This is a genomic window from Rheinheimera soli (assembly GCF_021290985.1).
Lineage (GTDB): Bacteria > Pseudomonadota > Gammaproteobacteria > Enterobacterales > Alteromonadaceae > Pararheinheimera > Pararheinheimera soli.
The window spans coordinates 28,354-54,468 of sequence record NZ_JAJOYU010000004.1; the positions used below are offsets into that span (position 1 = coordinate 28,354).

Consider the following 26,115-nt stretch of genomic DNA (forward strand, 5'->3'; position numbering starts at 1 on the left):
GATGAACGCTAAGTTGTTCCAGGGAAAACGTGTTGCTGTGATAGGACTAGGCCTTTCAGGTCTGGCCACAGTGCGCTTTTTGCTGAAACAAGGCGTGAAACCTGTCCTGATGGATACCCGCTTAAAAGTGTCCGGGTTGGATCAAATTCCGGCCGACAAAGTGGACGGTATTTATTTAGGTGAACTGGACGCCAACCGTTTAGCTCATATGGATGTGTTGGTTGTCAGCCCCGGCTTAGACCCTAAACATCCGGCTATACGTTTTGCTTTGGCACAAGGTGCTCATCTGATTGGTGATGTTGAGCTGTTTGCACTGCAAAACCAGAAGCCTGTGCTGGCTATTACCGGCGCCAATGGTAAATCCACTGTCACCAGCTTAACTGCTCATATGCTGCAGTGCTCTGGCTTACGAGCTGTAGCTGCGGGCAATATTGGTTTGCCTATTCTGGATGCGCTGCAAAGCGATGCTGAAGTGTTTGTACTGGAGCTATCAAGCTTCCAACTGGACACCACGCATTCCTTACAAAGCAAAGCCGCCTGTATTTTAAATGTGACTGAAGATCATATGGACAGATACGGCACTATGGCCGCTTATGCTGCTTCCAAACAACGGGTGTATCAGGGTACAGATTTGGCGATTTACAATAAAGCCGATGAGTTAACGACGCCAAAGACTTCGGTTCCTTCTTTGGCTTTAGATTTAGCAGGTACAGACTACGGCGTGGTTCAACATCAGGCCGAAAGCTGGTTGTTGGTTGCGGGCGAGCCTTTAATGCCAGTGCGCGATATGACCATTGTCGGTTTGCATAATCAGTTTAATGCCTTGGCCAGCTGCGCTTTAGCTTTAGCTGCTGGTGCAAGCCGCGAAGGCTTAGTCAAAGCGCTGCAGACCTTTACCTCATTGCCGCACCGTTGCCAGTTAGTGCTGGACCATAAAGCTGTGCGTTGGGTCAACGACTCCAAAGCCACTAATGTGGGCGCTACTTTGGCGGCTATTGCTGGTTTACGTCCTGAAGTTCACGGCAAGCTGATTTTAATAGCAGGTGGTGATGGCAAAGGCGCTGATTTCAGTGAATTGGCAACAGTGCTAAATAGTGACGTCGATCACTTAATTACTTTAGGTCAGGATGGTCCTGCTATTGCAGCACTTAAAGCAGGCAGCTTTGAAGTGAAAGATTTAATGGCCGCAGTAAAAACTGCAGCTCAGCTGGCCACTGCAAATGATTTGGTGTTGTTATCACCAGCCTGTGCCAGCTTAGATATGTTTAAAAATTACGAGGACCGTGGCCAGCAGTTTGCTGCCGCTGTACAGAAGGTGTGGTTATGAAGCAAATGCTGATGAACCTTATGCCTTCACCCAGCGAAGCAATAGCTTTGTGGTGGCAACGTGATGAAGCCAACAGCTACGACAAGCTGTTTCTGGTGTTGCTGGCTTTGGTGATTGGTGTGGGCATTATTATGGTCACCAGCGCCTCAGTGCCTGTGGCAGAACGTTTGTATGGTAATCCGATGCATTTCACTATCCGGCATTTGGTGTATCTGGTGATAGGTTTAGCTGCGTCCTATGTGGTGTTGAACGTGCCTGTGTCCTGGTGGCATAACACCAATATCTTATTACTGATGTTGGCTTTGGTACTGTTGATCGCCGTGTTGTTGTTTGGCCGTAACGTCAATGGTTCAACCCGTTGGTTGGCGCTTGGTCCTATTAATATTCAGGCGGCAGAACCTGCCAAATTATTCTTTTTTGTTTATCTGGCCAGTTACCTGGTACGCCGCCATGAAGAAGTGCGGGAAAATCTGAAAGGCTTTATCAAACCTTTGATTATCCTGTTTATTCTGGCTGTGCTTTTGCTGATGCAACCAGATCTGGGCACAGTGATAGTGATGTTTGCCACTTCTGTGGTGTTGCTGTTTTTGGCTGGTGCTAAGTTATGGCAGTTTTTCTGTTTAATTTTCACAGGTTTAGCCGCTATTGGTGTGTTGATTGTGTACAGCGAATACCGCTGGCGTCGTGTGACCTCCTTTTTAGATCCATGGGCCGATCCTTTTGGTAACGGCTACCAGTTGACCCAATCGCTGATGGCTTTTGGCCGTGGTAGCTGGTTTGGCCAGGGCTTGGGCAACAGTGTGCAAAAACTGGAGTACTTACCAGAAGCTCATACCGACTTTATTTTTGCTGTGATTGCAGAAGAAACCGGCCTTATAGGTGTGTTTGTCATTCTAAGCTTACTGTTTTTACTGGTTAGCCGCGCTTTATGGATTGGTAACAAAGCCTTGTTTAAAGGCATGAGCTTTCATGGCTTTTTAGCTTATGCGCTGGCGATTTGGATTGGTTTTCAAACCTGCGTCAATGTAGGTGTTGCCAGCGGCGTGCTGCCAACGAAAGGCTTAACTTTGCCTTTTATAAGCTCAGGTGGCAGTAGCTTAATTATTATGATGGTGGCTGCAGCTTTGTTATTGCGCATTGATTTTGAAGTCCGACTGAAAGGTCGACATGCCATTAGCGGAGGTCCTCATGCCTGAGCTGATGCAAACTCCTGATCAAAAGCAAAAAACAGCGCTGATTATGGCGGGTGGCACTGGTGGTCATATTTTCCCGGCCAAAGCTGTAGCTGAACTTTTGAAGCAACAAGGCTGGAACATTCATTGGCTGGGTACAGCCGATCGAATGGAAGCGACTTTGGTACCGCAGTTTGGTTTCCCATTTCATAGCATTGCTGTGGCTGGTTTACGTGGTAAGGGTATCAAAAGCTTAGTCAAAGCACCGCTGATGTTATGGCGTTCCATTAGTCAGGCCCGTGCTTTAGTCAAACAACTGAACCCTGAACTGGTATTAGGTTTTGGTGGTTATGCCAGTGGACCAGGTGGGTTGGCTGCATGGTTAGCGGGTAAGCCTTTAATAGTACATGAACAAAATGCAGTAGCTGGCACCACCAACAGATTATTGGCCCGTATTGCCAAAAAAGTATTAGTGGCGTTTCCGCAAGCTTTTGCTGATCGCAAAGACAGATTGGTGGTGGGTAACCCTGTGCGTGCTGAAGTGCTGGCTGTGTCTGGTCAAAAGCAACTGCAGGCGGCAACACAAAGTTTAAAAGTATTAGTGGTTGGCGGCAGTTTAGGTGCGCAAGTGTTTAATCAGCAATTGCCTGCTTTGTTTGCACAAGCCTCTCAGACTGGTGCGCTGGAAATACGGCATCAGACGGGTAAGGCGATGGAACAGCAAGTGCAGCAAGCCTATGCCGCTTTGCCTGAGTTAAAAGCCAGTGCCAGTGCTTTTATTGAAGATATGGCTGCTGCTTACACCTGGGCTGATTTAGTGATTTGCCGCGCTGGTGCTCTAACAGTCTCTGAAGTGGCTTGTGCCGGAGTAGCAGCAGTTTTTGTGCCTTTGCCATCCGCCATTGATGATCATCAGACGGCCAACGCCAGCTGGTTAGTGCAAAAGCAAGGGGCAGTGTTACTGCCACAAAGTGAATTCAGTAAAGGTGCTTTGTTGCCTTTGCTCCAGTCCTGGTTACAGGACAAAAGTGCGCTGCGTCATTTGGCAAATAATGCCCGCAGAACAGCAATAGATGATGCCGCAGAACAAGTTGTAAGAGTCTGTGGTGAAGTAACAGGTAAGGCTAAATGAGCAATACAAAACAACAAAAGAAAAATGCTATGCGCAGAGTAGAGCGGATCCACTTCGTGGGGATCGGCGGCGCTGGTATGGGTGGTATTGCCGAAGTATTAGTCAATGAAGGTTATAAAGTTTCAGGCTCAGATATAGCGCCAAATCCTGTGGTTGACCGCCTAGCGTCCTTAGGTGCTTGTATTGTGATTGGTCATAAGGCAGAAAATATCGAAGGTGCCAGCGTAGTTGTAGTCTCCAGCGCTATTAAAACCGATAACCCGGAAGTGGCGGCTGCTATTGAACACCGTATTCCGGTGGTGCGCCGTGCTGAAATGCTGGCTGAATTAATGCGTTTCCGTCATGGTATTGCTATTGCCGGTACCCACGGTAAAACCACCACCACCAGCTTAATCGCTTCTATTTTTGCCGAAGCTGGCACTGACCCTACTTTTGTCATTGGTGGTTTACTGAATTCTGCAGGCACCAATGCTCGTCTTGGCGCTGGCCGCTATTTAATTGCCGAAGCGGATGAGAGCGACGCTTCTTTCCTGCATTTACAGCCTATGGCGTCAGTGATCACTAATATCGAACCTGATCATATGGAAACTTATCAGGGTGACTTTGAAAAAATGAAAGCCACCTACCTGGAGTTTTGCCATAACCTGCCATTTTATGGTGTGGCCGTAATGTGTATCGACGATGCTGTAGTGCGTGAGTTGATCCCACAAATTGGCCGTTTTGTCATTACTTATGGCTTTAGTGAAGATGCGGATTATGTCATCAGCGACTTCAGCCAAACCGGCACTCAAAGCCATTTTGTTATTACCGATAAAGACGGTGTTGCCAGCCAGATTGAGCTGAATTTAGCCGGCCGTCACAATGCATTAAATGCGACCGCAGCTTTTGCCGTAGCCAAAGATGAAGGCATAGCCACGGATTCCATTTTAGCCGCACTGAAGAAGTTTGAAGGCATAGGCCGTCGCTTTGAACAGTACGGCGAGTTTGATACAGGCCGTGGCAAAGTGCTGCTGGTCGATGACTATGGTCACCATCCAAGTGAAGTCGCTGCCACTTTAGCTGCGGCACGTAACGCCTGGCCAGAGCGCCGTATCGTGATGGCCTATCAGCCACACCGTTACACCAGAACCCGTGATTTATACGAAGATTTCGCCAAAGTGCTGTCTTCTGTCGATTTATTGTTATTGCTTGAAGTATACGCCGCAGGCGAAGCCGCTATTCCTGGTGCAGATAGCCGCAGTTTATGCCGCTCTATCCGCGCCCGTGGTCAGCTGGATCCTATTTATGTGGCAACCCCTGCCGACTTGCCTGCAGCTTTAGCTGATGTGTTGCAGGACGGTGATGTGCTGCTGACTCAGGGTGCTGGCAATATAGGCGCGCTGGCCAAACAACTGGCGGCAACTAAATTAGCAATTTCTGCATTAAAACCAAACGAGGGAGCTTGAAGTATGAGCAGCAAATTTGGCAAAGTGGCTGTGATGTTGGGTGGAACCTCGGCAGAGCGCGAAGTGTCGCTGCGTTCTGGTGCCGCTGTGCTGGCCGCTTTGCAAAAGCAAGGTGTTGACGCCCATGCTTTTGACCCTAAAGAGCAGCCTTTAAGTGCTTTGACTGCAGCTGGTTTTGACCGCGTATTTATCGTACTGCATGGCCGTGGTGGTGAAGACGGTACTATGCAGGGCGCTTTACAGTTAATGGGTCTGCCTTATACAGGCAGTCGTGTTTTAGGTTCAGCTTTGGCGATGGATAAAATCCGTTGCAAGTGGCTGTTTCAGGCTCAAGGCTTGCCTACGGCCAAGTTCTTGGTAGCTGAAGCTGGGAAGCAACTGAATTATCAGGATATTTTGCAACAGTTAGCTGGTAAAGTGATGGTGAAACCAGCCAATGAGGGCTCCAGTATCGGCATGAGTGCAGCAAGCACTGCGCAAGAGCTGGAACAGGCATTGGCTGTGGCATCTAAATACGATGCTGATGTACTGGTTGAACAGTGGATCCAGGGCCGCGAATTTACTGTGACTGTATTAAACGGTAAGGCTTTGCCCATTGTTGAAATGCGTACTCCCCGCTCTTTTTATGACTATGAAGCCAAGTATCAGTCCAACAGCACTGAATACCTTTGTCCTGCGCCTTTAACAGCCGACCAGACCGCGTTTTTACAGCAAGCCGCTGCTGCAGCTTTTACTGCTGTGGGCGCATCAGGCTGGGGCCGTGTTGATGCAATGCTGGACGAACAGGGTAATTTTTATCTGCTGGAAGTGAACACTGTGCCTGGCATGACAGAGAAGTCATTGGTGCCTATGGCGGCCAAAGCAGCGGGTTTGAGTTTTGAGCAGTTAGTTATACAGATTTTAGAACAGACCTTATGACTAAAAACGGCAAGACAGTAGCAACACCTATCAACAAAGCCTTTTGGGCTGGTGTGGCCTTTTTCTGTTTTGCTATTTGGTTTGTTTGTTGGATGGGGTATCAGATCTGGCTTTGGAGCCAGGATCAGCAAAGTGCTCCTATTCAGCAAGTGAAGGTTTATGGCGATTTTTCTCAGATTGAAGCTGCAGGGTTAAACCAAAAGCTGCAACAACAGTATCTGGGCAACTTTTTTAATTTGAACGTGGATCAGGTGCAGCTGTTTCTGCAGCAACAACCCTGGGTCGCTCAGGCAGCCGTGCGCAAACAATGGCCTGATACGCTCGTGGTGGTGGTGACTGAACATAAGCCAGTGGCGGTATGGAATGACCAATATTTACTCAATCAACAAGGTCAACTCTTTGTCGCTCCTGTGGCTGAACTAAAACAGTCATTGCCAAAGTTACAAGGTCCGGACGGGGCCGAGCAGGATGCACTGACCATGTTCAATCAATTGAATCAGATGCTGACCGTCCATCAGCATATGGCAACAGGGTTAACAGTGTCAGCCCGTCAGGCCTGGCAACTGAATTTAGCAGAGGGCATTCAATTGACTCTTGGCCGGGAAGATACGGCAAAGCGGGTGCAGCGGTTTATCGATTTGTACCCTGTGATTAGTAAACATAAAACTCAGGCAGTCGCCGAAGTTGATTTGCGTTATGACACAGGCGTCGCTGTACGTTGGGTCGAAGCGCCAGAACAAAGAGAACAAGATGACAAAGTCGACAGAACGTGATCTTATCGTTGGCTTAGATATAGGCACAGCACAGGTTAAAGCCTTAGTGGGCGAAATTACCGCTGACAATCAGTTAAGTATTGTTGGTGTGGGTACTCATGTGGCCCGTGGTATGGACAAAGGTGGTGTCAACGATCTGAACCTGGTGGTGCAGTCTGTGCGCCGCGCCGTGGAAGAAGCCGAACTGATGGCCGATTGCCGCGTGTCTTCTGTGTATTTAGGTATTACTGGTAAACATATTCGTTGTCAGAACGAAAGTGGCATGGTGCCTATTAATGACGCCGAAGTGACAGCTGAAGATGTGATCAACGTCATTCACGCCGCCAAGTCAGTGCCTATTTCGGCCGAACGTCGCATGTTGCATGTACTGCCACAGGAATTTTCAGTCGACATGCAGGAAGGCATTAAAAGCCCGATCGGCATGTCAGGGGTGCGGATGGAAGCCAAGGCTCACATCATCACCTGTGCCAATGATATGGCAAAAAATATCGAAAAATGTGCTGAGCGCTGCGAGCTGCATGTCGACCAGCTAATTTTCTCTTCCCTGGCATCAAGCTATGCAGTGCTGACGGATGATGAAAAAGAGCTGGGTGTCTGCGTCGTCGATATGGGCGGCGGCACTATCGACATTTCGGTGTTTACCAATGGCGCTTTGCGCCATACCGCAGTGATCCCTGTGGCCGGTAATCAGGTTACCAGCGATATTGCCAAAATCTTCCGCACGCCTTTAGGCCACGCCGAAGATATTAAAGTGCAATACGCCTGTGCACTGCGCAGCATGGTAGGTAAAGAAGAAAACATTGAAGTGCCAAGCGTGGGTGGTCGTCCTGCCCGAAGCATGTCACGTCATACCCTGGCAGAAGTGGTTGAACCCCGCTATCAGGAATTGTTTGAACTGGTGCTGGAAGAAATCCGCAGCAGTGGTCTGGAAGAGCAAATTGCCGCAGGCATAGTGCTGACAGGTGGTACCGCCAAAATGGAAGGTGCCATAGAGTTTGCTGAAGATGTGTTTCAGATGCCGGTGCGATTGGGTTACCCCATTGGCATTACAGGTTTAAGAGAATATGTACAGGACCCGGCCTACGCCAGCGTAGTGGGTTTACTGATTTATGGAAAAGACATGCGGACCCAGCAGAAAAAAGCTGTCGCTGCCCGCGAGTCAGTCGGCGGCATGGTGAAACGACTCACCAGCTGGTTTAAAGGCGAATTTTAACTTTTTTGAGTAAGCGTACTAAAACGGAGAGAGAGCTATGTTTGAGTTAATGGAAAACCACAGCGAAGAAGCTGTCATTAAAGTAATAGGTGTTGGTGGTGGTGGCGGTAACGCTGTTGAGTATATGGTTGCAAGCAACATCGAAGGTGTTGAGTTTATTGCTGCCAATACCGACGCGCAGGCGCTGCGTAACTCGTCTGCCCATATGACCCTGCAACTGGGTGCTGGTGTGACTAAAGGTTTAGGCGCTGGTGCTAACCCTGATGTTGGCCGTCGTTCTGCAGAAGAAGACCGTGAAACTATTAAGAAAACGCTGCAAGGCGCGGACATGATCTTTATCGCTGCCGGTATGGGCGGTGGTACTGGTACTGGTGCTGCTCCAATAGTGGCTGAAGTAGCCCGTGAGATGGGTATTCTGACTGTGGCTGTGGTGACTAAGCCATTCCCGTTCGAAGGCAAAAAGCGTTTAGCTTATGCGGACGAAGGTATTGCTGAGCTGGCAAAACATGTCGACTCATTAATCACTATCCCTAACGACAAGTTATTAAAAGTCTTAGGTAAAGGCACCAGCCTGCTGGATGCGTTTAAAGCGGCGAACAACGTATTGTTAGGTGCGGTGCAAGGTATTGCAGAGCTTATCACTCGTCCTGGTCTGATTAACGTCGACTTTGCCGACGTGCGTACAGTAATGTCAGAAATGGGTACTGCGATGATGGGTACTGGCCGTGCTTCAGGTCCGGACCGTGCTGAAGAAGCGGCTGAACAAGCGATTTCCAGCCCGTTACTGGAAGATATCGATTTATCAGGTGCTAAGGGTATTCTGGTGAATATCACTGCAGGCCTTGATATCAGCATTGAAGAGTTTGAAACTGTAGGTAATGCAGTGAAAGCTTTTGCTTCAGAAAATGCGACTGTGGTCGTAGGTGCTGTTATTGATCCTGATATGTCTGATGAACTTCGTGTCACTGTGGTTGCCACAGGTATAGGTGCAGAGCGTAAGCCTGATATCAGCCTGGTGCCAAATCACCGTCATGAACCAGTTCGTTCAGCGCACGTTTATGGCAATGCTGGTACAAGCTATGCTCATCATCAGGGTAACGCCGCCCGTGATATGTCACAGGCACCGTTAGAAGTACCAAATGTGCAAAGTAAGCCAGTAGCGGAGAAACAAGCGAACATCGATATTTTCGATATTCCGGCGTTTTTACGTAAACAAGCTGACTGATTTTCAGTCAGCTTACAAAAGGCCCAAAGGTTGGCATAGCTGGTCAGCTATGTTATGCTTCGCCGCCATTTTGGATTTGTTCAATATTTGAACAGGAAAAAATATGATTAAACAACGTACCATTGCAAAATCAATCAGCTCGATCGGGGTAGGTTTACACAAGGGAGAAAAGGTTACGCTTACTCTCCGGCCTGCTCCTGATAATACCGGTATTGTATTCCGGCGTGTCGATCTGAACCCGATCGTTGATTTTAAAGTCAGCCCTGAATTAGTGGGCGACACTGTGATGTGTACATGTTTGATCAACGACGACGGCGTACGCCTGTCCACCACTGAGCATTTAATGGCTGCAGTGGCTGGCTTAGGCATCGATAACCTGTTTATCGAAGTAGACTCTGCTGAAATTCCTATTATGGACGGCAGTGCCAACCCTTTTGTTTACCTGTTGCTGGAAGCTGGCGTCAGTGAGCAGAAAAAAGCCAAAAAGTTTATCCGCATTAAGCAAAAAGTACGGGTTGAAGACGGTGATAAGTGGGCTGAGTTTGTGCCACACCACGGTTTCCGTATGGATTTTGCGATCGACTTTGATCACCCTGTGATTTCAGAAACCAAACAGCGCATGAAGCTCGACTTCTCAGCTGCGTCTTTTATTAAAGACATCAGCCGTGCCCGTACTTTTGGTTTCCTACAGGATATTGAATATTTACGCGCCAATAATCTGGCGTTAGGCGGCAGTTTTGATAACGCCGTGGTGTTGGACGAGTTCCGGGTATTAAACCAGGATGGTCTGCGCTATGAAGACGAATTTATTAAACATAAAATTCTGGATGCAATCGGTGATTTATATATGGCCGGTTACAGCATTCTGGGCGAGTTCCGTTCTTATAAAACGGGCCACGCTTTAAACAACCAGTTATTGTCTGCAGTACTTGCTGATCAGGCGAACTGGGAATTTGTTAGCTTCGACAAAGAAGCGCAAATGCCAATATCGTACTTAGCGCCACAGCTGGCCTAAGTTTTGGGGGCAGAGCCAGGCTTTTGAGCCAGCTCTGCTAGCCTTTGTAGTTTCTGCTTTAACTCACCTTCACTGTTTTGTGCTAAAGCCAGTAAATACACCGCAGCTTGTTCAGAGATTTTAGGTCCTTCAGTTTTGATTTCTTCCGCTTTGACATACTGCAGCTGGGTATTGGGTGACACTTCAATGTCGATTCCTGCTAAATCCGGCAAGATTTTCTGGCGGAAATTGTCTAGAATGGCCTCTCTTTGCATTTTCAGCCGGGTTGCCCAGGCAGGCGATTGGCATAAAATTACTAAGCGACCAGCTTTTATGGTACTAATTTTGCAAAAACCGGATGGATCCAGTTGCAGAAACTGCGCTAATTCGGTATTAAGTTGGCGCAACAGATCGGCGTGCTGCATAGTCGACAACAAAGAGCTTTGTTGCAGCAACTGACTTAGATCCACTGGTTTCTGAGAATAGCGCGCCATCTTAACTTATGAATTTATACTGAGGTTGCATGAGTGTAACAGTTTTCTATCGTGGCCGACATCGCCACTTCAGCTTTGGCAGTACGCCATCGCAACTGACAGTCACGGCCGTCTTACTTTTTTGTATTGCGTCTGGTGCAGGAGCAGCTTTTGCAAATCTGTTTCAGAAAGGTAATGCTGAACTTGAAAAAGTCCAGCTGAGCCGTGCCGCTGAAACAGAGGAAATTGCTGATATTCGCCGTCGCGCTGAAAATCAGCTGGCTGCGTTGACGTCCAAAGTGGCAACACTGCAGGCGCAGGTGAACCGACTGAATATGGTCGGTGAACGGTTAATTGACGCCGCCAATTTATCGACTGAAGAGTTTAACCTACATCAGGATCCCGCCATGGGCGGACCTGCGCAAACCTCTACTGAAATCAGTCTGGCTGAATTGAACGCCGTATTGTTACAGCTCAATGAGTTAGAACAAAACCTGCAATCAGAACAAACCCGTTTTGCGATGCTTGAATCTCTGGATTTGAATCACCATATAGGAAAAAGCGTTCAGTTATCGGGCCGCCCTGTATTAAGTGGTTATTTATCGTCGAGTTTTGGTGTGCGCAGTGATCCCTTTAGCGGAGAACCCGCAGTGCACCGTGGCGTAGATTTTGCTGGCAGGGAAGGTGATTCTATTTTCGCTACAGCAGGTGGTATAGTCACTTGGGCTGGCGAACGTTTTGGTTACGGTAAAATGGTAGAAATTGAGCATAGCGATGGCTATCGCACCCGCTATGCTCACGCCAAAGAGACCACTGTTCAGGTAGGGCAGATGGTAACCAAAGGTCAGGAAGTTGCCATTATGGGCAGCACTGGTCGTTCAACCGGCCCCCATGTGCATTACGAAGTACTGAAAAATGGTCAGCAAATTGACCCTATGATGTTTGTTAATCGCCGTATTCAATAATACATACCCAGTTTCCTGAAGCAGGAGTTTCAGGGATGTGGGTAATAATGGCTCAGGCCGGACTCGGAGCGAGTCTCAACCAAGAAGTGGTATTTATAAAATGTTTGGAAAATTTTTCGCCAAATTAATCGGTAGTCGTAATGATCGTTATTTAAAAAAGCTGAAAAAAACGGTTGATCTGATTAATAGCCTTGAACCTTCTTTTGTTGCCCTGACCGACGAACAACTCAAATTAAAAACTGCTGAATTTAAACAGCGTGTTGCAGATGGCGCCACACTGGATGATTTATTACCAGAGGCTTTTGCCACAGTGCGCGAAGCCAGTAAACGTGTGTTCAAGATGCGTCATTTCGATGTGCAGCTGATTGGTGGCATAGTGCTGCATCAGGGCAAAATCTCAGAAATGCGTACAGGTGAAGGTAAAACCTTAACTGCTACTTTGCCAGCTTACTTAAATGCTTTAGGTGGTCAGGCTGTACACGTTATTACGGTCAACGACTACTTAGCTCGTCGTGATGCACAAACCAACGCGCCTTTATTTGATTTCTTAGGCTTAACTGTAGGTGTCAACGTGCCTGGTATGGGGCATTTGGATAAACAAGCCGCTTACAGTGCTGATATCACTTATGGTACCAACAACGAATTTGGTTTTGACTATCTGCGCGACAATATGGCGTTTTCTGCTGTAGAGCGGGTTCAGCGCCATTTAGCTTACGCCATTATCGATGAAGTGGATTCGATCTTAATAGATGAAGCCCGTACTCCACTGATTATTTCTGGTCAGGCGGAAGACAGCTCAGAACTGTATCGTGTGATTAACACTGTAGTGCCTCAGCTGGTTAAGCAGGAAAAAGAAGACGAAGAAGGCGCTATGGGTGATGGTCACTTCACCATAGACGAAAAAGCCAAACAAATTTATCTGACGGAGCTGGGTCAAATTCGTGTCGAAGAAATTCTGCAGGAACTGGGCTTAATTCAGCCGGGCGACTCTTTATTCTCAGCCGCTAATATTACCCTGTTGCATCACACCTATGCCGCTCTACGCGCGCACAACCTGTTTAAGAAAGACGTGGACTATGTGATCAAGGATAACGAGATTGTTATTGTTGATGAGCATACAGGCCGTACTATGGAAGGCCGTCGCTGGTCTGAAGGTTTGCACCAGGCCATTGAAGCCAAAGAAGGGGTTCGTATTAACCACGAAAACCAGACTTTAGCTTCTATCACTTTCCAGAACCTGTTCCGTTTATACGACAAACTGGCGGGTATGACAGGTACAGCTGACACTGAAGCTTTTGAATTCCAATCTATTTATGGTTTAGAAACTATAGTAGTTCCAACCAACAGACCTATGGTTCGTAAAGATATGCCTGACTTGGTCTATCTGACCGTAGAAGAAAAGTATCAGGCTATTATCAAAGACGTTGAAGAAAACCGTGCTCTGCTGCGCCCTATTTTGGTGGGTACGGCCTCTATTGAAAGTTCTGAATACCTGTCGAAATTGTTGCATGACGCAAAAATCCCGCATCAGGTATTAAACGCCAAATTCCATGCTAACGAAGCACAAATTATTGCTCAGGCTGGTCAGCCAGGCACTGTCACTATCGCCACTAACATGGCTGGTCGTGGTACGGATATAGTGCTGGGTGGTAATTTACAGGCTGAACTGGCTGCTTTAGGTGAAGTCAGTGCAGAACAAATTGAACAAGTGAAACAAGAGTGGCAAAAACGCCATGACGCTGTGATTGAGTCTGGTGGTTTGCATATCATTGGTACTGAACGTCATGAATCTCGCCGTATCGACAACCAGTTACGTGGTCGTTCAGGTCGTCAGGGCGATCCGGGTTCTTCACGTTTTTACCTGTCATTGGACGATGCCTTAATGCGTATTTTTGCTTCAGACCGTATGGCAGGCATGATGCGTAAATTGGGTATGGAACCTGGTGAAGCTATTGAGCACCCATGGGTCAGCCGCGCCATTGAAAACGCCCAACGCAAAGTTGAAGCCCGTAACTTTGATATCCGTAAGCAATTACTGGAATTTGATGACGTAGCAAACGACCAGCGTAAAGTGGTGTATGAGCAACGTAATGAGCTGATGGATACTGCTGATATCTCTGAGACTATCAATGCCATTCGCCACGATGTGGTTGCCTCTGTGCTGGACCAATACATTCCACCTCAGTCTCTGGACGAAATGTGGGATATTCCGGGCTTAGAAGCGCGTTTCCGCGCTGATTTCTCCATCGACATGCCTATTGCCAAATGGTTAGCGGATGATAAAAAACTGTTTGAAGAGAAGCTGCGTGAGCAAATCCACGAAGTCGTGGATAAATCTTACGAGCTGAAAGAGCATATGGTTGGCCCTGCAGTACTGCGTCAGTTTGAAAAGTCAGTGATGCTGCAAAGCTTAGACACGCACTGGAAAGAACACTTAGCGGCAATGGATCATCTGCGTCAGGGTATTAACCTGCGTGGTTACGCACAGAAAAACCCGAAGCAGGAATACAAGCGTGAAGCTTTTGAGTTGTTCTCTACTATGCTGGACAACCTGAAGCTGGACGTTATTGGTGTATTATCACGGGTACAAATTCGCGCTGCTGAAGACGTGGATGCTGTAGAAGAGCAACGTCGTAAAGCGGAAAGCACCGATATGCAATTCCAGCACGAGGAAATGGAACAAGTGGCGACTGAAGTGCCGCAAACCAGCCCTTCTGCCGTGTTTCGTGATGCGGAAAAAGTAGGACGTAACGATCCGTGCCCTTGTGGCTCTGGCAAAAAATACAAACAGTGTCACGGTAAGTTGGTTTAAAGCATGACGCTCAAACTGGTTCATGTGGCTGTTGGTGTGATTTTAAAGGATCAACAGGTGTTGTTAGCGCTGCGCCCTGACAAATTACACCAGGGCGGCCGCTGGGAGTTTCCTGGTGGCAAAGTGGAAGCCGGTGAAACCACCAGTCAGGCTTTAGCGCGTGAACTGAAAGAAGAAGTCGATCTCGATATTGCAGCTTCAAGCCCTTGGTTTGAACTGCAGTATGCCTACCCTGAAAAAACAGTGTTGCTGGATATTCATCTCGTAAAAGACTTTGCAGGCGAAGCAAAAGGTCTGGAAGGGCAACCAGTGCGCTGGGTGCCTTTGTCGGAGCTGAGCCAGTATCAGTTCCCTGATGCCAATCAGCCGATATTAGATAAACTGCTTACTGAATTTGGGCAGCCGTAACGGCCGTTTGGGATCGGTTTGAACGGGTAGGTGGGCGACCATAAAGGTCGCCCCTACAATTGAACCATTTATTTAAAAAACTCGTTATCCTGTTCTAGCAACTCATTTTCTAACTGCTCTAATTGCTCCTCAGAAAGAGGCAAGTCAGCACGGCCTTTATCCGGTATTTTATGTTCTTCATTGGCCCATGCGCCTAAATCTATTAAACGACAACGGTCAGAACAAAAAGGCCGGAAAGCGGATTCAGGACCCCAGACGACATCTTTCTGGCAGGTCGGGCATTTGACGATAGTGGCCATAAGGCGTACTCCGGAAGCAAATTCAAAGTGCGATAGTGTACCTCAGTCAGCAGATTTCAAGCGAGCAAATAGTAGGGGCGGTGGTTTATCCCCGCCCGTCCAGAATTCCAATTAAATCTAAGATTGGTTTATCCCCGCCCGTCTCGAATGACAAGTCTTCAGTTGATGGACTAACAGCAGGCTAACTTAAAAGGAATCGCTTTATCCATAGTGGTGCGGCCTAAGCTGTCGCAAAGCTGCATAAAGCGTATCGCATAGCGATATCTGTTACCGCTGATGGTAGGGTAACTCTGGTATTCCATGGAGTACTCAATGCGCAGTAATTCAAACTGCTCGGTGTTACTTTGGAAAAAACCATTTTCAGCGGTTAACTCTTTAAACTGACCGCGCTCCCGAATAAAGGTCAATACATAAGAAATGGCAGTTTCAACCAGAGAGAGTTGGTCCAGCCATTCCGCCGCCGCTTTTTTACGTTGAGCTAAAGGCTGAGAAAACCAGTATTGCAGTTGAGGTAAATCAAAATAACAGGTGCCACCGGGAATAAAAAAACGTTGGCGCAGTGGGGCGAGGAATTTATCTTCTTTTAAGCTATTGGCGAATTTTCCGCAACGCAATAAGTCACTTTGTAACCGCACCGCTTTTTGTAACATGCTTTGCAGCATATCATCTGAAATCGCAGGATGACGTGACCAATTGACCAAAGCTGATTCGCAACGCTCCACATCTTTAATCAGATCAGGGCGAACATCATTACGTTCCAATACTTCAATCAACGAAAATAGCGAGGTAAAAAAGCCCTGCTGTTGCCATTCTGTTTCCAGTGGTAGCAACTTAGTGACTTGCTGAAACAAGTACTCAACCCGCAAATAGGTGCGCACTTTTTCGTTCAGCGGATGTTCGTAGATGATTGAAGTCATAACTGAAACATTTGTTAACAATGTTCATTACCATAAACCTAAGTAGAGCTTTTTGCTAGTTTTTCCTTGGCAAACTGCTGATAACGCTGATGTAGTTGCAGTATTTGGGGGTGAAGCTGTGAAACAGGAACTGTATTGAGCAGAACGTCATCTGCACGTTGCAAACGTTCAGGCCGTGATATCTGACTGTTCAGAATGTTTTGTACTTGTTCTGCAGGCACCTGATCTCGTTGTATGGTGCGGCTGAGTTGCAGCTCTTCTGGCACATCCACAACCAGCACCCGGTCCGTATAAGTTTGCAGGTTGTTTTCCAGCAGTAAAGGGGCAATCAGCAAGGCGTAATCCGATGTACAGGCGGCTAATTGTTGCAGCAAGCGTTGGCGGATCAGCGGATGTAATAAGTGATTCAGCCAGTGTTTTTCGGCTTCATCGGCGAAAATCCGGGCTCTGAGCGCAGCGCGATCCAACTGGCCATCGCTTTGCAAAACGCTCTGGCCAAAATGCATCACTATCGCCGCCAAAGCGGGTTCGCCCGGCATTACCACATCGCGTGCCACTAAATCGGCGTCGACACTTTGTATTCCTAAATCATGAAATAAATTGGCAACAGTGGTTTTACCGCTGCCGATACCGCCGGTCAGGCCTACAACGTATCCAGACATGCTTAAAGCCCCAATTCTTTAAAGGCCCATGGTGCCAAGATACCAGGCCGTTATATCTTTACCCCATAAAATAGCAATCCAGCCCGCAGCGGCTATATAAGGTCCAAAGGGGATGGGAGTTGCTTTGCCTTTGCCCTGAATAAGCAGCATCAGTGATCCAAACACAGCACCTACTACAGAGGATAATAAAATAATCAGTGGTAACAGCTGCCAGCCAAGCAGGGCACCAAAAATGGCCAGCAGTTTAAAATCACCATAACCCATGCCTTCTTTGCCGGTCACCAGCTTAAAGAGCCAGAACACAGACCATAAACTTAAGTAACCTGCAGCAGCACCAATCAGCGAGTCAGTGGGGGAGACGGTAAAACCTGTCACGCTAAGTAATAAAGCAAACCATAGCAGTGGCTGCGTGATTTGATCGGGCAACAGCATTTTGTCGATGTCGATGAAAGACAAAGCGATCAGGCACCAGGTGACTAGCAAATAAATCAGCGTTTGTTCTGTTACACCAAAATGTATAGCCACCATTAAAGACAGTAAGCCAGTGAAAGCTTCAATAGCCGGATAGCGCACGCTGATAGGCGCTTTGCAATAACGGCATTTGGCTTTGAGTATTAGCCAACTAACAAGAGGAATATTGTCCAGAGCTGACAGCTGATGCTGACACTTAGGGCAATGTGAATGCGGTAAAGCCAGATTAAATCGGGTTTTTGTTTGCTCGGCGTTTTGATCAAAGTACTGTTGGTAGTCCTGTTGCCAGGCCAGTTCCATCATTTTCGGTAAACGGTAGATCACTACATTCAGAAAACTGCCTACAGCCAGACTAAACAGCACCACAACTACATAAAAGGTTACAGCTGATTGTTCAAACACTTGCACCAAAGGAGAGAAAAAATCCATTACACAATACTGCCCAGTTGGAAGATCGGAAGATACATCGCGATAATAAGTCCGCCTATTAAGACACCTAATACAGCCATAATCAAGGGTTCCAGTAAGGCAGTTAATCCATCGACCGCATCGTCTACCTCCTGCTCATAAATTGAAGCCACTTTCGCCAGCATACTGTCCAAGGCGCCAGACTCTTCGCCTATCGACACCATTTGATTCACCATCTCTGGAAAAGCTGCGGTATTTTTCATTGCCAGATGCATCTGATTACCAGCGGCTACCTCTTCGCGTACTGACAAAATAGCGGCTCTGTATTTTTCGTTGCCAGCAGCCCCTGCAGCAGACTCCAAAGCTTCAATCAAAGGCACGCCAGCGGCGAAGGTAGTGGATAAAGTCCGGGCGTATCGTGCCACCGCAGCTTTATTTAAAATCATGCCCATAATAGGCATCTTTAAAATGGCGTGGTCTGCTGCGACTTTAAAACTCTGGCTGGTTTTGTAGGATTTAGACAAGATAAATATCGCCGCTATGATGGCACCCAATACTATGTACCAGTAGCTTTGCATAAAATCAGAAATACCTAAGACAAATAAGGTAAAAGCCGGGAGTTCAGCACCCATGCTGCCAAAAATTTCGGCAAATTGGGGTACGACAAAAATTAATAAAATCGAGGTGACTATGCCTGCCACCACAATAACGGCTATAGGGTAAAACATGGCTTTTTTAATCTTGGACTTCAGCGCTTCGGCTTTTTCTTTATAAACGGCAATGCGGTCAAAAATTCTGTCCAAAGCACCGGACTGCTCACCGGATTTAACTAAATCACAGTAGAGTTCATCAAAATAGTCTTTGTGTTCACGCAGCACCTCAGACAGAGGCGTTCCTCCTTGTACTTTTACAGAAATTTTTGCCATCAACTGGCGTAAGGTTTCATTGCTGGCACCGCTGGCAATCAAATCGATACTTTGTACTAAAGGCACACCAGCGCCCAACATAGTGGCAATTTGCCGGGTGACTACCGAAATGTCAGAAGATTTTATGCTGGGCTGAGTAAAGGACAGAGGTTTGCTTTTTTTCTTCACAGACGAAGGGGTAAAACCTTGTTGGCGTAATAAAGCTTTGGCTTCGGCCACGGAGCCAGCTCTGATTTCACCATTGCTGGTTTTACCCCGTCTGTTAATGCCTTTCCACAAGAAGATATCCAGCTGCTTTACTTTTACTTCGGCCATGATTCTAATCCTTGCTGCTCAGTTGATCGGCTTAGGCGTTAGTCACCCGGTTCACTTCTGCCAGGCTGGTGAGTCCTGCAGCTGCTTTTTTCAAGGCTGATTGGCGCAGGTTTGGAAAACCTTCGGTCTTAGCCTGGGCGGCAATATCCAGCGAATTAGCGCCTGCCATAATTTTAGCGGCAATTTGAGCTGTAATAGGCATGACTTCATAGATGCCCAAACGGCCTTTGTAGCCGCCAGTGCAGTGATCACAGCCCACAGGCTTGAAGAGTTTGAGCTGGCTGAGCTGTGCTGCCAAAAAACCTTGTTTTAAGGCTTCCTGCTCGGGTAGTTGTTCGGCGGCTTTACAGTGATTGCATAAGCGTCGTGCCAAACGCTGCGCGATGATCAGCGTGACTGAGCTTGCCACGTTATAAGCCGGCACTCCCATATTCAGTAAACGGGTTAAGGTTTCAGGTGCTGAGTTGGTGTGTAAGGTACTGAGCACCAAATGGCCGGTTTGAGCGGCCTTAATAGCGATTTCTGCGGTTTCCAGATCACGTATTTCCCCAACCATAATCACATCAGGGTCCTGGCGTAAAAATGCCTTTAAAGCTGAAGGGAAGGTTAAGCCTGCTCTTGGATTCACCTGCACCTGGTTAATACCAGGCAGGTTAATTTCAACCGGATCTTCAGCTGTAGAAATATTGGTTTCTTCGGTATTAAGAATATTTAGCCCTGTATACAAAGACACAGTTTTGCCTGAACCTGTGGGGCCTGTGACTAAAATCATGCCTTGTGGTTGAGACAAAGCATCCAGATACAACTGCTTCTGTTCCGCCTCGTACCCCAAAATATCAATACCCAGCATAGCGCTGTCGGAGTCGAGGATACGCATCACTACTTTTTCGCCCCACAAGGTGGGCAAAGTACTGACCCGAAAGTCGATCGACTTTTTCTGCGACAGCTTAAGTTTAATGCGGCCATCCTGAGGCACACGTTTTTCAGCTATGTCTAATCTCGACATCACTTTTAAGCGGGCTGATAGACGCGTTGACAGAGCAACAGGGGGCGATGCAACTTCGTGCAAAATACCGTCAATACGAAAACGGATACGATAGCTTTTTTCATAAGGCTCAAAATGCAGATCGGAAGCACCTTTGCGAATAGCGTCGTGCAGCATTTTGTTGATAAAAGAAATAATGGGCTGATCTTCACTGTCTGAACCTACAGTTTTTGTTTCTTCTTCATCACCGCCCGCCAAGCCCATTTTGGCCAAATCCCATTGGGTGTCGGTAAAACTGTCGGTGGCTGTAGTATCAAACAACTTGTCGATAGCTTTGTGCAGCTTATCAAACTCCACCACTATCATTTCGGCGTTCAGGCCGGTATTAAATTCAAAGTCTTCCACTGACGTCATGTCAGTAGGGTCGACCACAGCCAGAAATAAGGTTTTGTGTCTTTTACTCAGCGGCAGAATATGGTGTTTGCGAATAAGCTTTTCGTTGCGTAACTGTTCCGGGATGGCATTGATATCAAAAAAATCTAAATCCAAAGCGCTGTGCAGAGTAAAAGCAGCGGCGGCTTCCGCCAGAGCCTTCGACTGGATCAGCTTTTCGCCAATCAGCAAATCAGCAATAGTCTGATACTGATGGCTTTTTTCCTGCAGCAGTTTAGAGGTGTGCTGAGGATCAACTAAATTAGCTTGTTGTAAACGTTTTAATAATATCGAGTTTGGATTTAATGCCATACAGATTCCCGGTGCTGGAGCTTGGCCTGTCTGGTCGTGCTTTATCCTGAGAAAAACGGCCCTGAACGGGCCGTTTCTGATGCGCAGGGCTTAAAAATTAAATACCACAACCTTTAATTGGAACTGCACCAGTACCTGTTAAGGCGCATGCCCAGGTAATATTCTGGCCCGCAGCAGCTGGCACTGCAGGGGTCATGGTGGCGGTAATACCATCATATGCAAGCGACAACACGCCGGCACCAGTACAGTTTGGAATAGCTACGCCTGAAGAGTCAGTGCAACCTAAAGACCCACTGGTGGCATAAGCTTCGGCGACTTTAATTTTTTGACCACCTAATGAAGCTACTGCGTTTGAGCCGCGGGCTTTGGCTGTGTAGTCCTGATAAGCAGGTAAAGCAATGGCAGCCAAAATACCGATGATCGCAACAACTATCATTAATTCAATAAGGGTAAAACCTTGATTACGTTTCATGGAACATCTCCTGATTGGTATGCCCACTGTTGGGGCTACTTAATTCTGGTTAATATTTGTTATTAAGCAAGCTTTGCTCTGATGTTTAATTTCAGTTGCAAACAGAGCGGATAAAAAAAGTGAATTGTTGGTTAAATTACTGATTTTTATAGGCTCTCTCACTGAGTTTTTGTTAAAGCAAAGCCACTTTCTGCAAAAATGCAGAGCCGGAGTCAGATAATAGCCAAAGTAAAAAACAACTATTGCCATAAATAACAAAACGAAACTCGCGCTGAAAAGGCGCTTTATGTACTTTATGGTGCAAACGTTTTTGCGCAAGCCAGGCACCGGGCCAACCGCCAATTAAGCTGAACATCTGCAAACTTTCTTCAGGTAAACGGCTCTGTTGTCCGTTGCACGCCAGTTTTTTATCAATTTGATACAGCCAATAGGTAAACAAACTGGCTTCGAGATAAAACAGTGGCATGGTAAAGACAAAAGATCCGGCCAATAAAGACAAGAGTAACAACACAAAAAACAAGTAACGGAAACACCAGGCCCGATGTTGGATCTGATAAATAGCTGGCGCTGTGTTGCTAGGGGTTTTGGTTGATGGGGTGATCACAGGATCTTTGACTGAGACAAGTTGCAATGCCAAAGCGCAAGGACGATGCTGTTTATCCTGCCCCAATTGAAAACAGAGCTGATCGCCTTGCTGTGGCCTGTGCTGGGGGGCTGTTGCAAAATCCCGGATATGAAAAAACAGCCGCTCGCCCGAGTCCGTGCTAATAAACCCAAAACCTTTGTCATCACGCCAGTAACAGACAGTGCCATGCAAGAGTGGACTAGGATTCATAAGGATCACAGCGCTGCGGAAACACTGATTAAAGTGTATCAGCCTTTTACCACTTTGCTGTTTGCTGCGACGAATGACCTGGGCTGTGCTGTAGGACACAGCCCTCTGTAGGGGGATCAGATACTGCGTAAACGCATTGATAAATCAATGGCTTGCACGTTTTTAGTTAAAGCTCCGCTGGAGATGTAATCCACACCAGTGCTGCTTAAAGAACGTAAAGCTTCTGCGGTAATATTGCCTGACACTTCCAGTTTGGCCTGACCTTTATTCAGGCTGACCGCTTGCTGGATGTCGGCAATATGGAAATTGTCGAGCATCACAATGTCAGCACCGGCTTTGAGGGCTTGCTCAAATTCAATCAAATCTTCCACTTCCACTTCGACAGGTTTCCCTGGGAAATTCTGCCGCGCTATGCTGACGGCCTTGTCGATAGAACCAGCCGCTGCAATATGATTTTCTTTAATCAAAAACGCATCATATAAACCCAGCCGGTGGTTTTTACCGCCGCCACATGCCACAGCGTACTTTTGCGCTAAACGCATACCAGGTAAGGTTTTACGGGTATCGAGTAAACGGGTGGCGCTGCCTTCCAATAAAGACACATACAAAGCCGTAGTGGTGGCCGTGCCGCTTAAACTCTGGATAAAGTTAAGTGCGGTACGCTCACCCGTTAATAAAATTCGGGCTGGGCCTGTCAGCTCACACAATACGGAGTTGGCGGTAACCTTCTCACCATCCTGGACAAACCATTCCACCTGAACTTCTTTGGATAACTGACGGAAAACTTCCGTCAGCCAGGCGCTGCCACAAAACACACAGTCTTCACGGCTGATAATAGTGGCTTTGGCTTGTTGGGTGGCGGGGATCAAGGAGGCGGTAATATCGCCTTGTTCCAGTGGTAAATGGCCTAAATCCTCAGCCAGAGCCTGACGAACAGTCAGTTCAATATCCCGTTGCAAATCAGTAAGGTAAGGGACGTTAATCATCTGTATTTATAATTCCGATAAAATAACAGGCTCTTTGCCCTGTTAAAAGTTAGCGTTGGATTAGCTTCAGCTCATCCTGTTGTTGGCTGAATTCTAATTGTTTTAACGCACTCATGCCTAACAAAATATCTGTGCCATGCAAGCCTGGGGTAATACTGGCGCGTATTTCTGTCAGCACAATATCACCCAGTTGCAGGCTATTCAGTCTGCTGTCGTACGCTGCAGCCAGTCCGTTGGCTGTACTGACCTGATAACGCTGGCCTTTAGGCATGCCTAACTTTAGTGCTGCCTGCTCTGACACTGCGACAACTGTAGCGCCTGTATCGAGCATAAACTCCATAGGCACACCGTTAAATAAGGCGGTGCCTACATAATGGCCAGCCTTGTTACGCTTTAATATGGTGACTTTTTCACCACTGCTGCCAATCTGACTTTGCAGCTGCTGATTTGGATTTATTTGTAACGAAATCTGATCTTCAAAAAACCAATACAGCAAGGCAAGCAACAGCAGCCAACTGATCCAGCTAAATAACCGACCTAATTTAGTTGTATTGTCATGTGCTTGCATTCCAAAGTCTCAGGGTTGACAATAAAGGCTCCAGCTTAACCGAGCATGAAGCGCATTTGCAAAACGGGATTGACACTGTGGCGTTAAATCAACTGCAAGTTCCGCTTGAACTTGAACAGCGTGCCAGTCCGCATTGGAACAGACGACCACAAGACTGTGATATCAGTTTGTTGGTGATCCATTGCATCAGCTTGCCTGCTGGTCAGTTTGGCAACAGTTACATTGATGATTTATTTATGGGTGTATTGGACACCAGTGCCGATAACAGTTTTGCTGATTTAGCTGGAGTGCGGGTCTCTGCACATTGCGTTGTTTTTAGGGACGGGCTGATCAGGCAATATGTGCCTTTCCAGTACAGAGCCTGGCATGCAGGCGTATCGGAATACGACGGACGACAAAACTGTAACGACTTTTCGATAGGAATAGAGTTAGAAGGTACTGAGTATCAGCCTTATACCGATGCGCAGTATCAAAGTCTGGTGTTGTTAACCAGACAACTGATGCAAGACTTTCCGGCTATTAGTCTGGAACGTATTGTGGGACATCAGCAGATTGCACCGGGTCGGAAAACCGATCCAGGCCCGTCATTTGACTGGAGCCGTTATCAATCTGCGTTAAAGGAGAATAGATAAATGACCTTGATCAGTATGCTTATCGCCTTAATCATTGAACGACTGGCGGTTCGCAGTGAGGCCTGGCAGTTTTCGTTTTATGCCAAAAAGTACCAGTCTCTGAGCCACAGTTCTGGCTTATCTAAACTGTCAGATGACAGCAAAGGTCAATACCTGTGGCTGCTGTTACCCGGTATTCTGTATGCTCTGGTGCTGTGGCTGATTGGCAGCAGTCTGGTAAGCCTGGTGCTGAACACCTTGGTGCTGCTGGTGTGTATTGGTTGCTGGCACTACCGCCAACTCTACAAGCAGTATTTAAATGCCAGTGAAAGGGCTGATAACGAAGCAGCTTTTTTAACAATGCAGCAGTTAAGTAAGGACGCAGGTTTAACAGATGCTGAGTTGAGTTATGGTCAACGTCTGGTGTGGCTGAACTTTCGTTATTATGCCGCTGTATTGTTTTGGTTCGCTCTTTTAGGTGGAGCTGGCGCTATTACTTATGCTTTGTTGCGTCAACTGAATGAACCTGTCAGTTGGGATAAACCAGTGATACTTGCAGAAGGTGAAGACGCAGAAACAGCTGAATTTGTTGAAACAGCTCCTGATATTCCTGCTGCATTCCAGCAGGTCATGTTCTGGGCCGACTGGGTACCAGCCCGTTTATTTGGTGTAGGTTTAGCTTTGGTAGGGCATTTCTCCCGAGCATCCGCTGCGCTGCTGACGTTTTTAGGTGATTTCAGTACGCCGTCCACTACTGTGATTACCAGTGTCGCTAAAGCGGCCGAGCCTTTGCCTGATGATGCTTACAACTGTGCTGAAGAAACCGCCTGTATGGTGCAACTAGCTAAGCGTAATGTGCTGTTTTTCCTTGCTTTAATCGCAGTGCTAACTCTGTCAGGCTGGCTGGGTTAAGCAGAACAAATAAAGGAAAGCAGCTTCGGCTGCTTTTTTTATGTCCATGGAAGGACGGTATGTCGAAAATGCAGGAGCATATTTTCGACGATGTCCATGGAAGGACGGTATGTCTTCAGTATTAATGGTCAGACCAATTTTCTTGCTGCATTTCTCGCCCTTTAGTTCAGAGCTTTTACTCTAATTATTTACCCGCTTTGGTCGCATAGTTCCGCAGTTTAATTTACAGTTTGAATCCTTTCTGCTAAGTTATGCCGCATTAAATTGAATTGGTAAGACCAATTTACAAGTGGTCAACTTAAAATAGCCAAAACAATAACCAGAGACTTAACATCAAGGTGGCAATGTCCAGTCTGAGAATCAAACCTGCCAAATTGTCCGATCAAATAGTCCAGCAACTGGAACATATGCTGCTGGAAGGTACTTTTACGCCCGGACAAAAGTTACCGCCTGAACGTGAACTTGCGTTGCAATTTGATGTCTCCCGTCCATCCTTACGTGAAGCTATTCAGAAGCTCGAAGCCAAAGGCTTAGTCAATCGCCGTCAGGGTGGTGGCACTTATGTCTGTGAAAATCTTGCTGTGGGTTTAACCGATCCGTTATTTGCTCTGATTGGTCGTCACCCAGAATCGCAATTTGATTTACTGGAGTTTCGTCATGCTTTAGAAGGCATTTGTGCTTATTACGCTGCGCTGCGTGGTACACAAGCTGACTATGAGTTGATTAAACAACGTTACGAAGAAATTTGTGCTGCCCAGCAGCAACAGGATTTAGACGCTGAAGCGCGGTCGGTAGGCCAGTTTTATTCGGCGGTTGCAGAGGCATCGCATAATGTGGTGCTTTTGCATTTGGTGCGCGGCTTAACGCCGCTGGTAGAGCAAAACATCAAGTTAAACCTTGAAGTTTTGCGGGAAAAAGAAGGCATAGTGAGCCAGCTGAATTCGCACAGGCATCGCCTGATGCAAGCGGTGATCAATGGCGAGCCGGAGCAAGCCCGGCAAGCCAGCAACAGCCATTTAGCCTTTATCGAAGAGGCATTGCTGGAAGCTGACCGGGAGCGCTCACGCATTGAACGCTCGCTCAGACGTTCTCAACAGAGCGAATGAGCGTAAGCATACTTTTTAACTGTTAATGTTCCGCTCTCTGG

Annotated in this window: 26 protein-coding genes; 15 read left to right on the plus strand and 11 right to left on the minus strand. The window is 47.2% G+C overall.

Going from position 1 to position 26,115, the window contains the following annotated elements; translation table 11 throughout:
• Position 1: 1 nt before the first annotated feature.
• The 9 genes from murD to lpxC all read left to right on the plus strand — a co-directional run bounded on the left by murD (position 2) and on the right by lpxC (position 10,220).
• Positions 2–1,327, plus strand: a complete 1,326-nt coding sequence (gene murD, locus LSG37_RS04460; protein ID WP_233078733.1) for a UDP-N-acetylmuramoyl-L-alanine--D-glutamate ligase — start codon at positions 2–4, stop codon at positions 1,325–1,327.
• Between the two features lie 20 nt (positions 1,328–1,347).
• Entirely contained in the window at positions 1,348–2,523 is a 1,176-nt protein-coding gene (gene ftsW / locus LSG37_RS04465; protein ID WP_436286415.1) for a putative lipid II flippase FtsW, read from the plus strand.
• Complete coding sequence (gene murG / locus LSG37_RS04470) at positions 2,516–3,631, plus strand: undecaprenyldiphospho-muramoylpentapeptide beta-N-acetylglucosaminyltransferase (protein ID WP_233078735.1); 1,116 nt, start codon at positions 2,516–2,518, stop codon at positions 3,629–3,631. Before ftsW ends, murG begins: the two co-directional genes overlap by 8 nt.
• A complete protein-coding gene (gene murC / locus LSG37_RS04475) occupies positions 3,628–5,076 on the plus strand; it encodes a UDP-N-acetylmuramate--L-alanine ligase (protein ID WP_233078736.1) in 1,449 nt (482 codons plus the stop codon). The genes murG and murC overlap by 4 nt, the downstream gene beginning before the upstream one ends.
• Positions 5,077–5,079: 3 nt before the next feature.
• On the plus strand, positions 5,080–5,994 hold the full coding sequence (locus LSG37_RS04480) for a D-alanine--D-alanine ligase (RefSeq protein WP_233078737.1): 915 nt from the start codon (positions 5,080–5,082) through the stop codon (positions 5,992–5,994).
• Positions 5,991–6,767 carry a cell division protein FtsQ/DivIB gene (locus LSG37_RS04485; RefSeq protein ID WP_233078738.1) on the plus strand — a complete coding sequence of 259 codons (777 nt, stop codon included), beginning with the start codon at positions 5,991–5,993 and terminating at the stop codon, positions 6,765–6,767. The genes LSG37_RS04480 and LSG37_RS04485 overlap by 4 nt, the downstream gene beginning before the upstream one ends.
• Positions 6,745–7,980, plus strand: a complete 1,236-nt coding sequence (gene ftsA, locus LSG37_RS04490) for a cell division protein FtsA (RefSeq protein ID WP_053424145.1) — start codon at positions 6,745–6,747, stop codon at positions 7,978–7,980. The genes LSG37_RS04485 and ftsA overlap by 23 nt, the downstream gene beginning before the upstream one ends.
• A 37-nt stretch (positions 7,981–8,017) precedes the next feature.
• Positions 8,018–9,205 carry a cell division protein FtsZ gene (gene ftsZ / locus LSG37_RS04495; protein WP_233078739.1) on the plus strand — a complete coding sequence of 396 codons (1,188 nt, stop codon included), beginning with the start codon at positions 8,018–8,020 and terminating at the stop codon, positions 9,203–9,205.
• Between the two features lie 103 nt (positions 9,206–9,308).
• Complete coding sequence (gene lpxC / locus LSG37_RS04500) at positions 9,309–10,220, plus strand: UDP-3-O-acyl-N-acetylglucosamine deacetylase (RefSeq protein ID WP_233078740.1); 912 nt, start codon at positions 9,309–9,311, stop codon at positions 10,218–10,220.
• On the opposite strand, the gene LSG37_RS04505 is transcribed toward lpxC, so the two are convergent.
• Positions 10,217–10,693 carry a DUF721 domain-containing protein gene (locus LSG37_RS04505; RefSeq protein ID WP_233078741.1) on the minus strand — a complete coding sequence of 159 codons (477 nt, stop codon included), beginning with the start codon at positions 10,691–10,693 and terminating at the stop codon, positions 10,217–10,219. The two genes, lpxC and LSG37_RS04505, sit on opposite strands and share 4 nt — an antisense overlap.
• A gap of 29 nt (positions 10,694–10,722) precedes the next feature.
• Between LSG37_RS04505 and LSG37_RS04510 the strand changes: the two genes are divergently transcribed.
• The 3 genes from LSG37_RS04510 to mutT all read left to right on the plus strand — a co-directional run bounded on the left by LSG37_RS04510 (position 10,723) and on the right by mutT (position 14,857).
• A complete protein-coding gene (locus LSG37_RS04510; RefSeq protein WP_233078742.1) occupies positions 10,723–11,637 on the plus strand; it encodes a M23 family metallopeptidase in 915 nt (304 codons plus the stop codon).
• 100 nt (positions 11,638–11,737) lie between these two features.
• Positions 11,738–14,449, plus strand: coding sequence for a preprotein translocase subunit SecA (secA, locus tag LSG37_RS04515; protein ID WP_233078743.1), 2,712 nt, complete (start codon positions 11,738–11,740; stop codon positions 14,447–14,449).
• Between the two features lie 3 nt (positions 14,450–14,452).
• Positions 14,453–14,857 (plus strand): 8-oxo-dGTP diphosphatase MutT, encoded by a 405-nt coding sequence (gene mutT / locus LSG37_RS04520; protein WP_233078744.1) that lies wholly within the window; start codon positions 14,453–14,455, stop codon positions 14,855–14,857.
• 68 nt (positions 14,858–14,925) lie between these two features.
• Here the strand turns inward: mutT and yacG are convergent, their stop codons facing one another.
• From yacG to LSG37_RS04570, 10 genes are all read right to left on the minus strand, one after another.
• On the minus strand, positions 14,926–15,156 hold the full coding sequence (gene yacG / locus LSG37_RS04525; protein WP_233078745.1) for a DNA gyrase inhibitor YacG: 231 nt from the start codon (positions 15,154–15,156) through the stop codon (positions 14,926–14,928).
• A 170-nt stretch (positions 15,157–15,326) separates the two neighbouring features.
• On the minus strand, positions 15,327–16,073 hold the full coding sequence (gene zapD / locus LSG37_RS04530; RefSeq protein WP_233078746.1) for a cell division protein ZapD: 747 nt from the start codon (positions 16,071–16,073) through the stop codon (positions 15,327–15,329).
• 38 nt (positions 16,074–16,111) lie between these two features.
• Positions 16,112–16,735: a dephospho-CoA kinase gene (gene coaE / locus LSG37_RS04535; protein WP_233078747.1), complete on the minus strand. Its 624-nt coding sequence runs from the start codon at positions 16,733–16,735 to the stop codon at positions 16,112–16,114.
• 18 nt (positions 16,736–16,753) lie between these two features.
• Complete coding sequence (locus LSG37_RS04540) at positions 16,754–17,635, minus strand: prepilin peptidase (RefSeq protein WP_233078748.1); 882 nt, start codon at positions 17,633–17,635, stop codon at positions 16,754–16,756.
• Entirely contained in the window at positions 17,635–18,855 is a 1,221-nt protein-coding gene (locus LSG37_RS04545; protein ID WP_233078749.1) for a type II secretion system F family protein, read from the minus strand. Before LSG37_RS04545 ends, LSG37_RS04540 begins: the two co-directional genes overlap by 1 nt.
• A 31-nt stretch (positions 18,856–18,886) precedes the next feature.
• Positions 18,887–20,584 carry a type IV-A pilus assembly ATPase PilB gene (gene pilB, locus LSG37_RS04550; RefSeq protein ID WP_233078750.1) on the minus strand — a complete coding sequence of 566 codons (1,698 nt, stop codon included), beginning with the start codon at positions 20,582–20,584 and terminating at the stop codon, positions 18,887–18,889.
• Between the two features lie 97 nt (positions 20,585–20,681).
• Complete coding sequence (locus LSG37_RS04555) at positions 20,682–21,056, minus strand: pilin (RefSeq protein WP_233078751.1); 375 nt, start codon at positions 21,054–21,056, stop codon at positions 20,682–20,684.
• Between the two features lie 172 nt (positions 21,057–21,228).
• Positions 21,229–21,891 (minus strand): DUF1294 domain-containing protein, encoded by a 663-nt coding sequence (locus LSG37_RS04560; RefSeq protein ID WP_233078752.1) that lies wholly within the window; start codon positions 21,889–21,891, stop codon positions 21,229–21,231.
• 116 nt (positions 21,892–22,007) lie between these two features.
• On the minus strand, positions 22,008–22,877 hold the full coding sequence (gene nadC / locus LSG37_RS04565) for a carboxylating nicotinate-nucleotide diphosphorylase (protein WP_233078753.1): 870 nt from the start codon (positions 22,875–22,877) through the stop codon (positions 22,008–22,010).
• Between the two features lie 49 nt (positions 22,878–22,926).
• On the minus strand, positions 22,927–23,445 hold the full coding sequence (locus LSG37_RS04570; RefSeq protein WP_233078754.1) for a retropepsin-like aspartic protease family protein: 519 nt from the start codon (positions 23,443–23,445) through the stop codon (positions 22,927–22,929).
• A gap of 77 nt (positions 23,446–23,522) precedes the next feature.
• On the opposite strand from LSG37_RS04570, the gene ampD reads away from it, so the two are divergent.
• The 3 genes from ampD (at position 23,523) to pdhR (ending at position 26,074) form a co-directional block, all read left to right on the plus strand.
• Positions 23,523–24,077, plus strand: coding sequence for a 1,6-anhydro-N-acetylmuramyl-L-alanine amidase AmpD (gene ampD, locus LSG37_RS04575; RefSeq protein WP_233078755.1), 555 nt, complete (start codon positions 23,523–23,525; stop codon positions 24,075–24,077).
• A complete protein-coding gene (ampE, locus tag LSG37_RS04580) occupies positions 24,078–24,968 on the plus strand; it encodes a beta-lactamase regulator AmpE (RefSeq protein ID WP_233078756.1) in 891 nt (296 codons plus the stop codon).
• A gap of 344 nt (positions 24,969–25,312) precedes the next feature.
• The gene (pdhR, locus tag LSG37_RS04585; protein ID WP_233078757.1) at positions 25,313–26,074 is read left to right on the plus strand and encodes a pyruvate dehydrogenase complex transcriptional repressor PdhR; all 762 of its coding nucleotides are present in this window, start codon (positions 25,313–25,315) and stop codon (positions 26,072–26,074) included.
• The last annotated feature ends 41 nt before the right edge of the window (positions 26,075–26,115 follow it).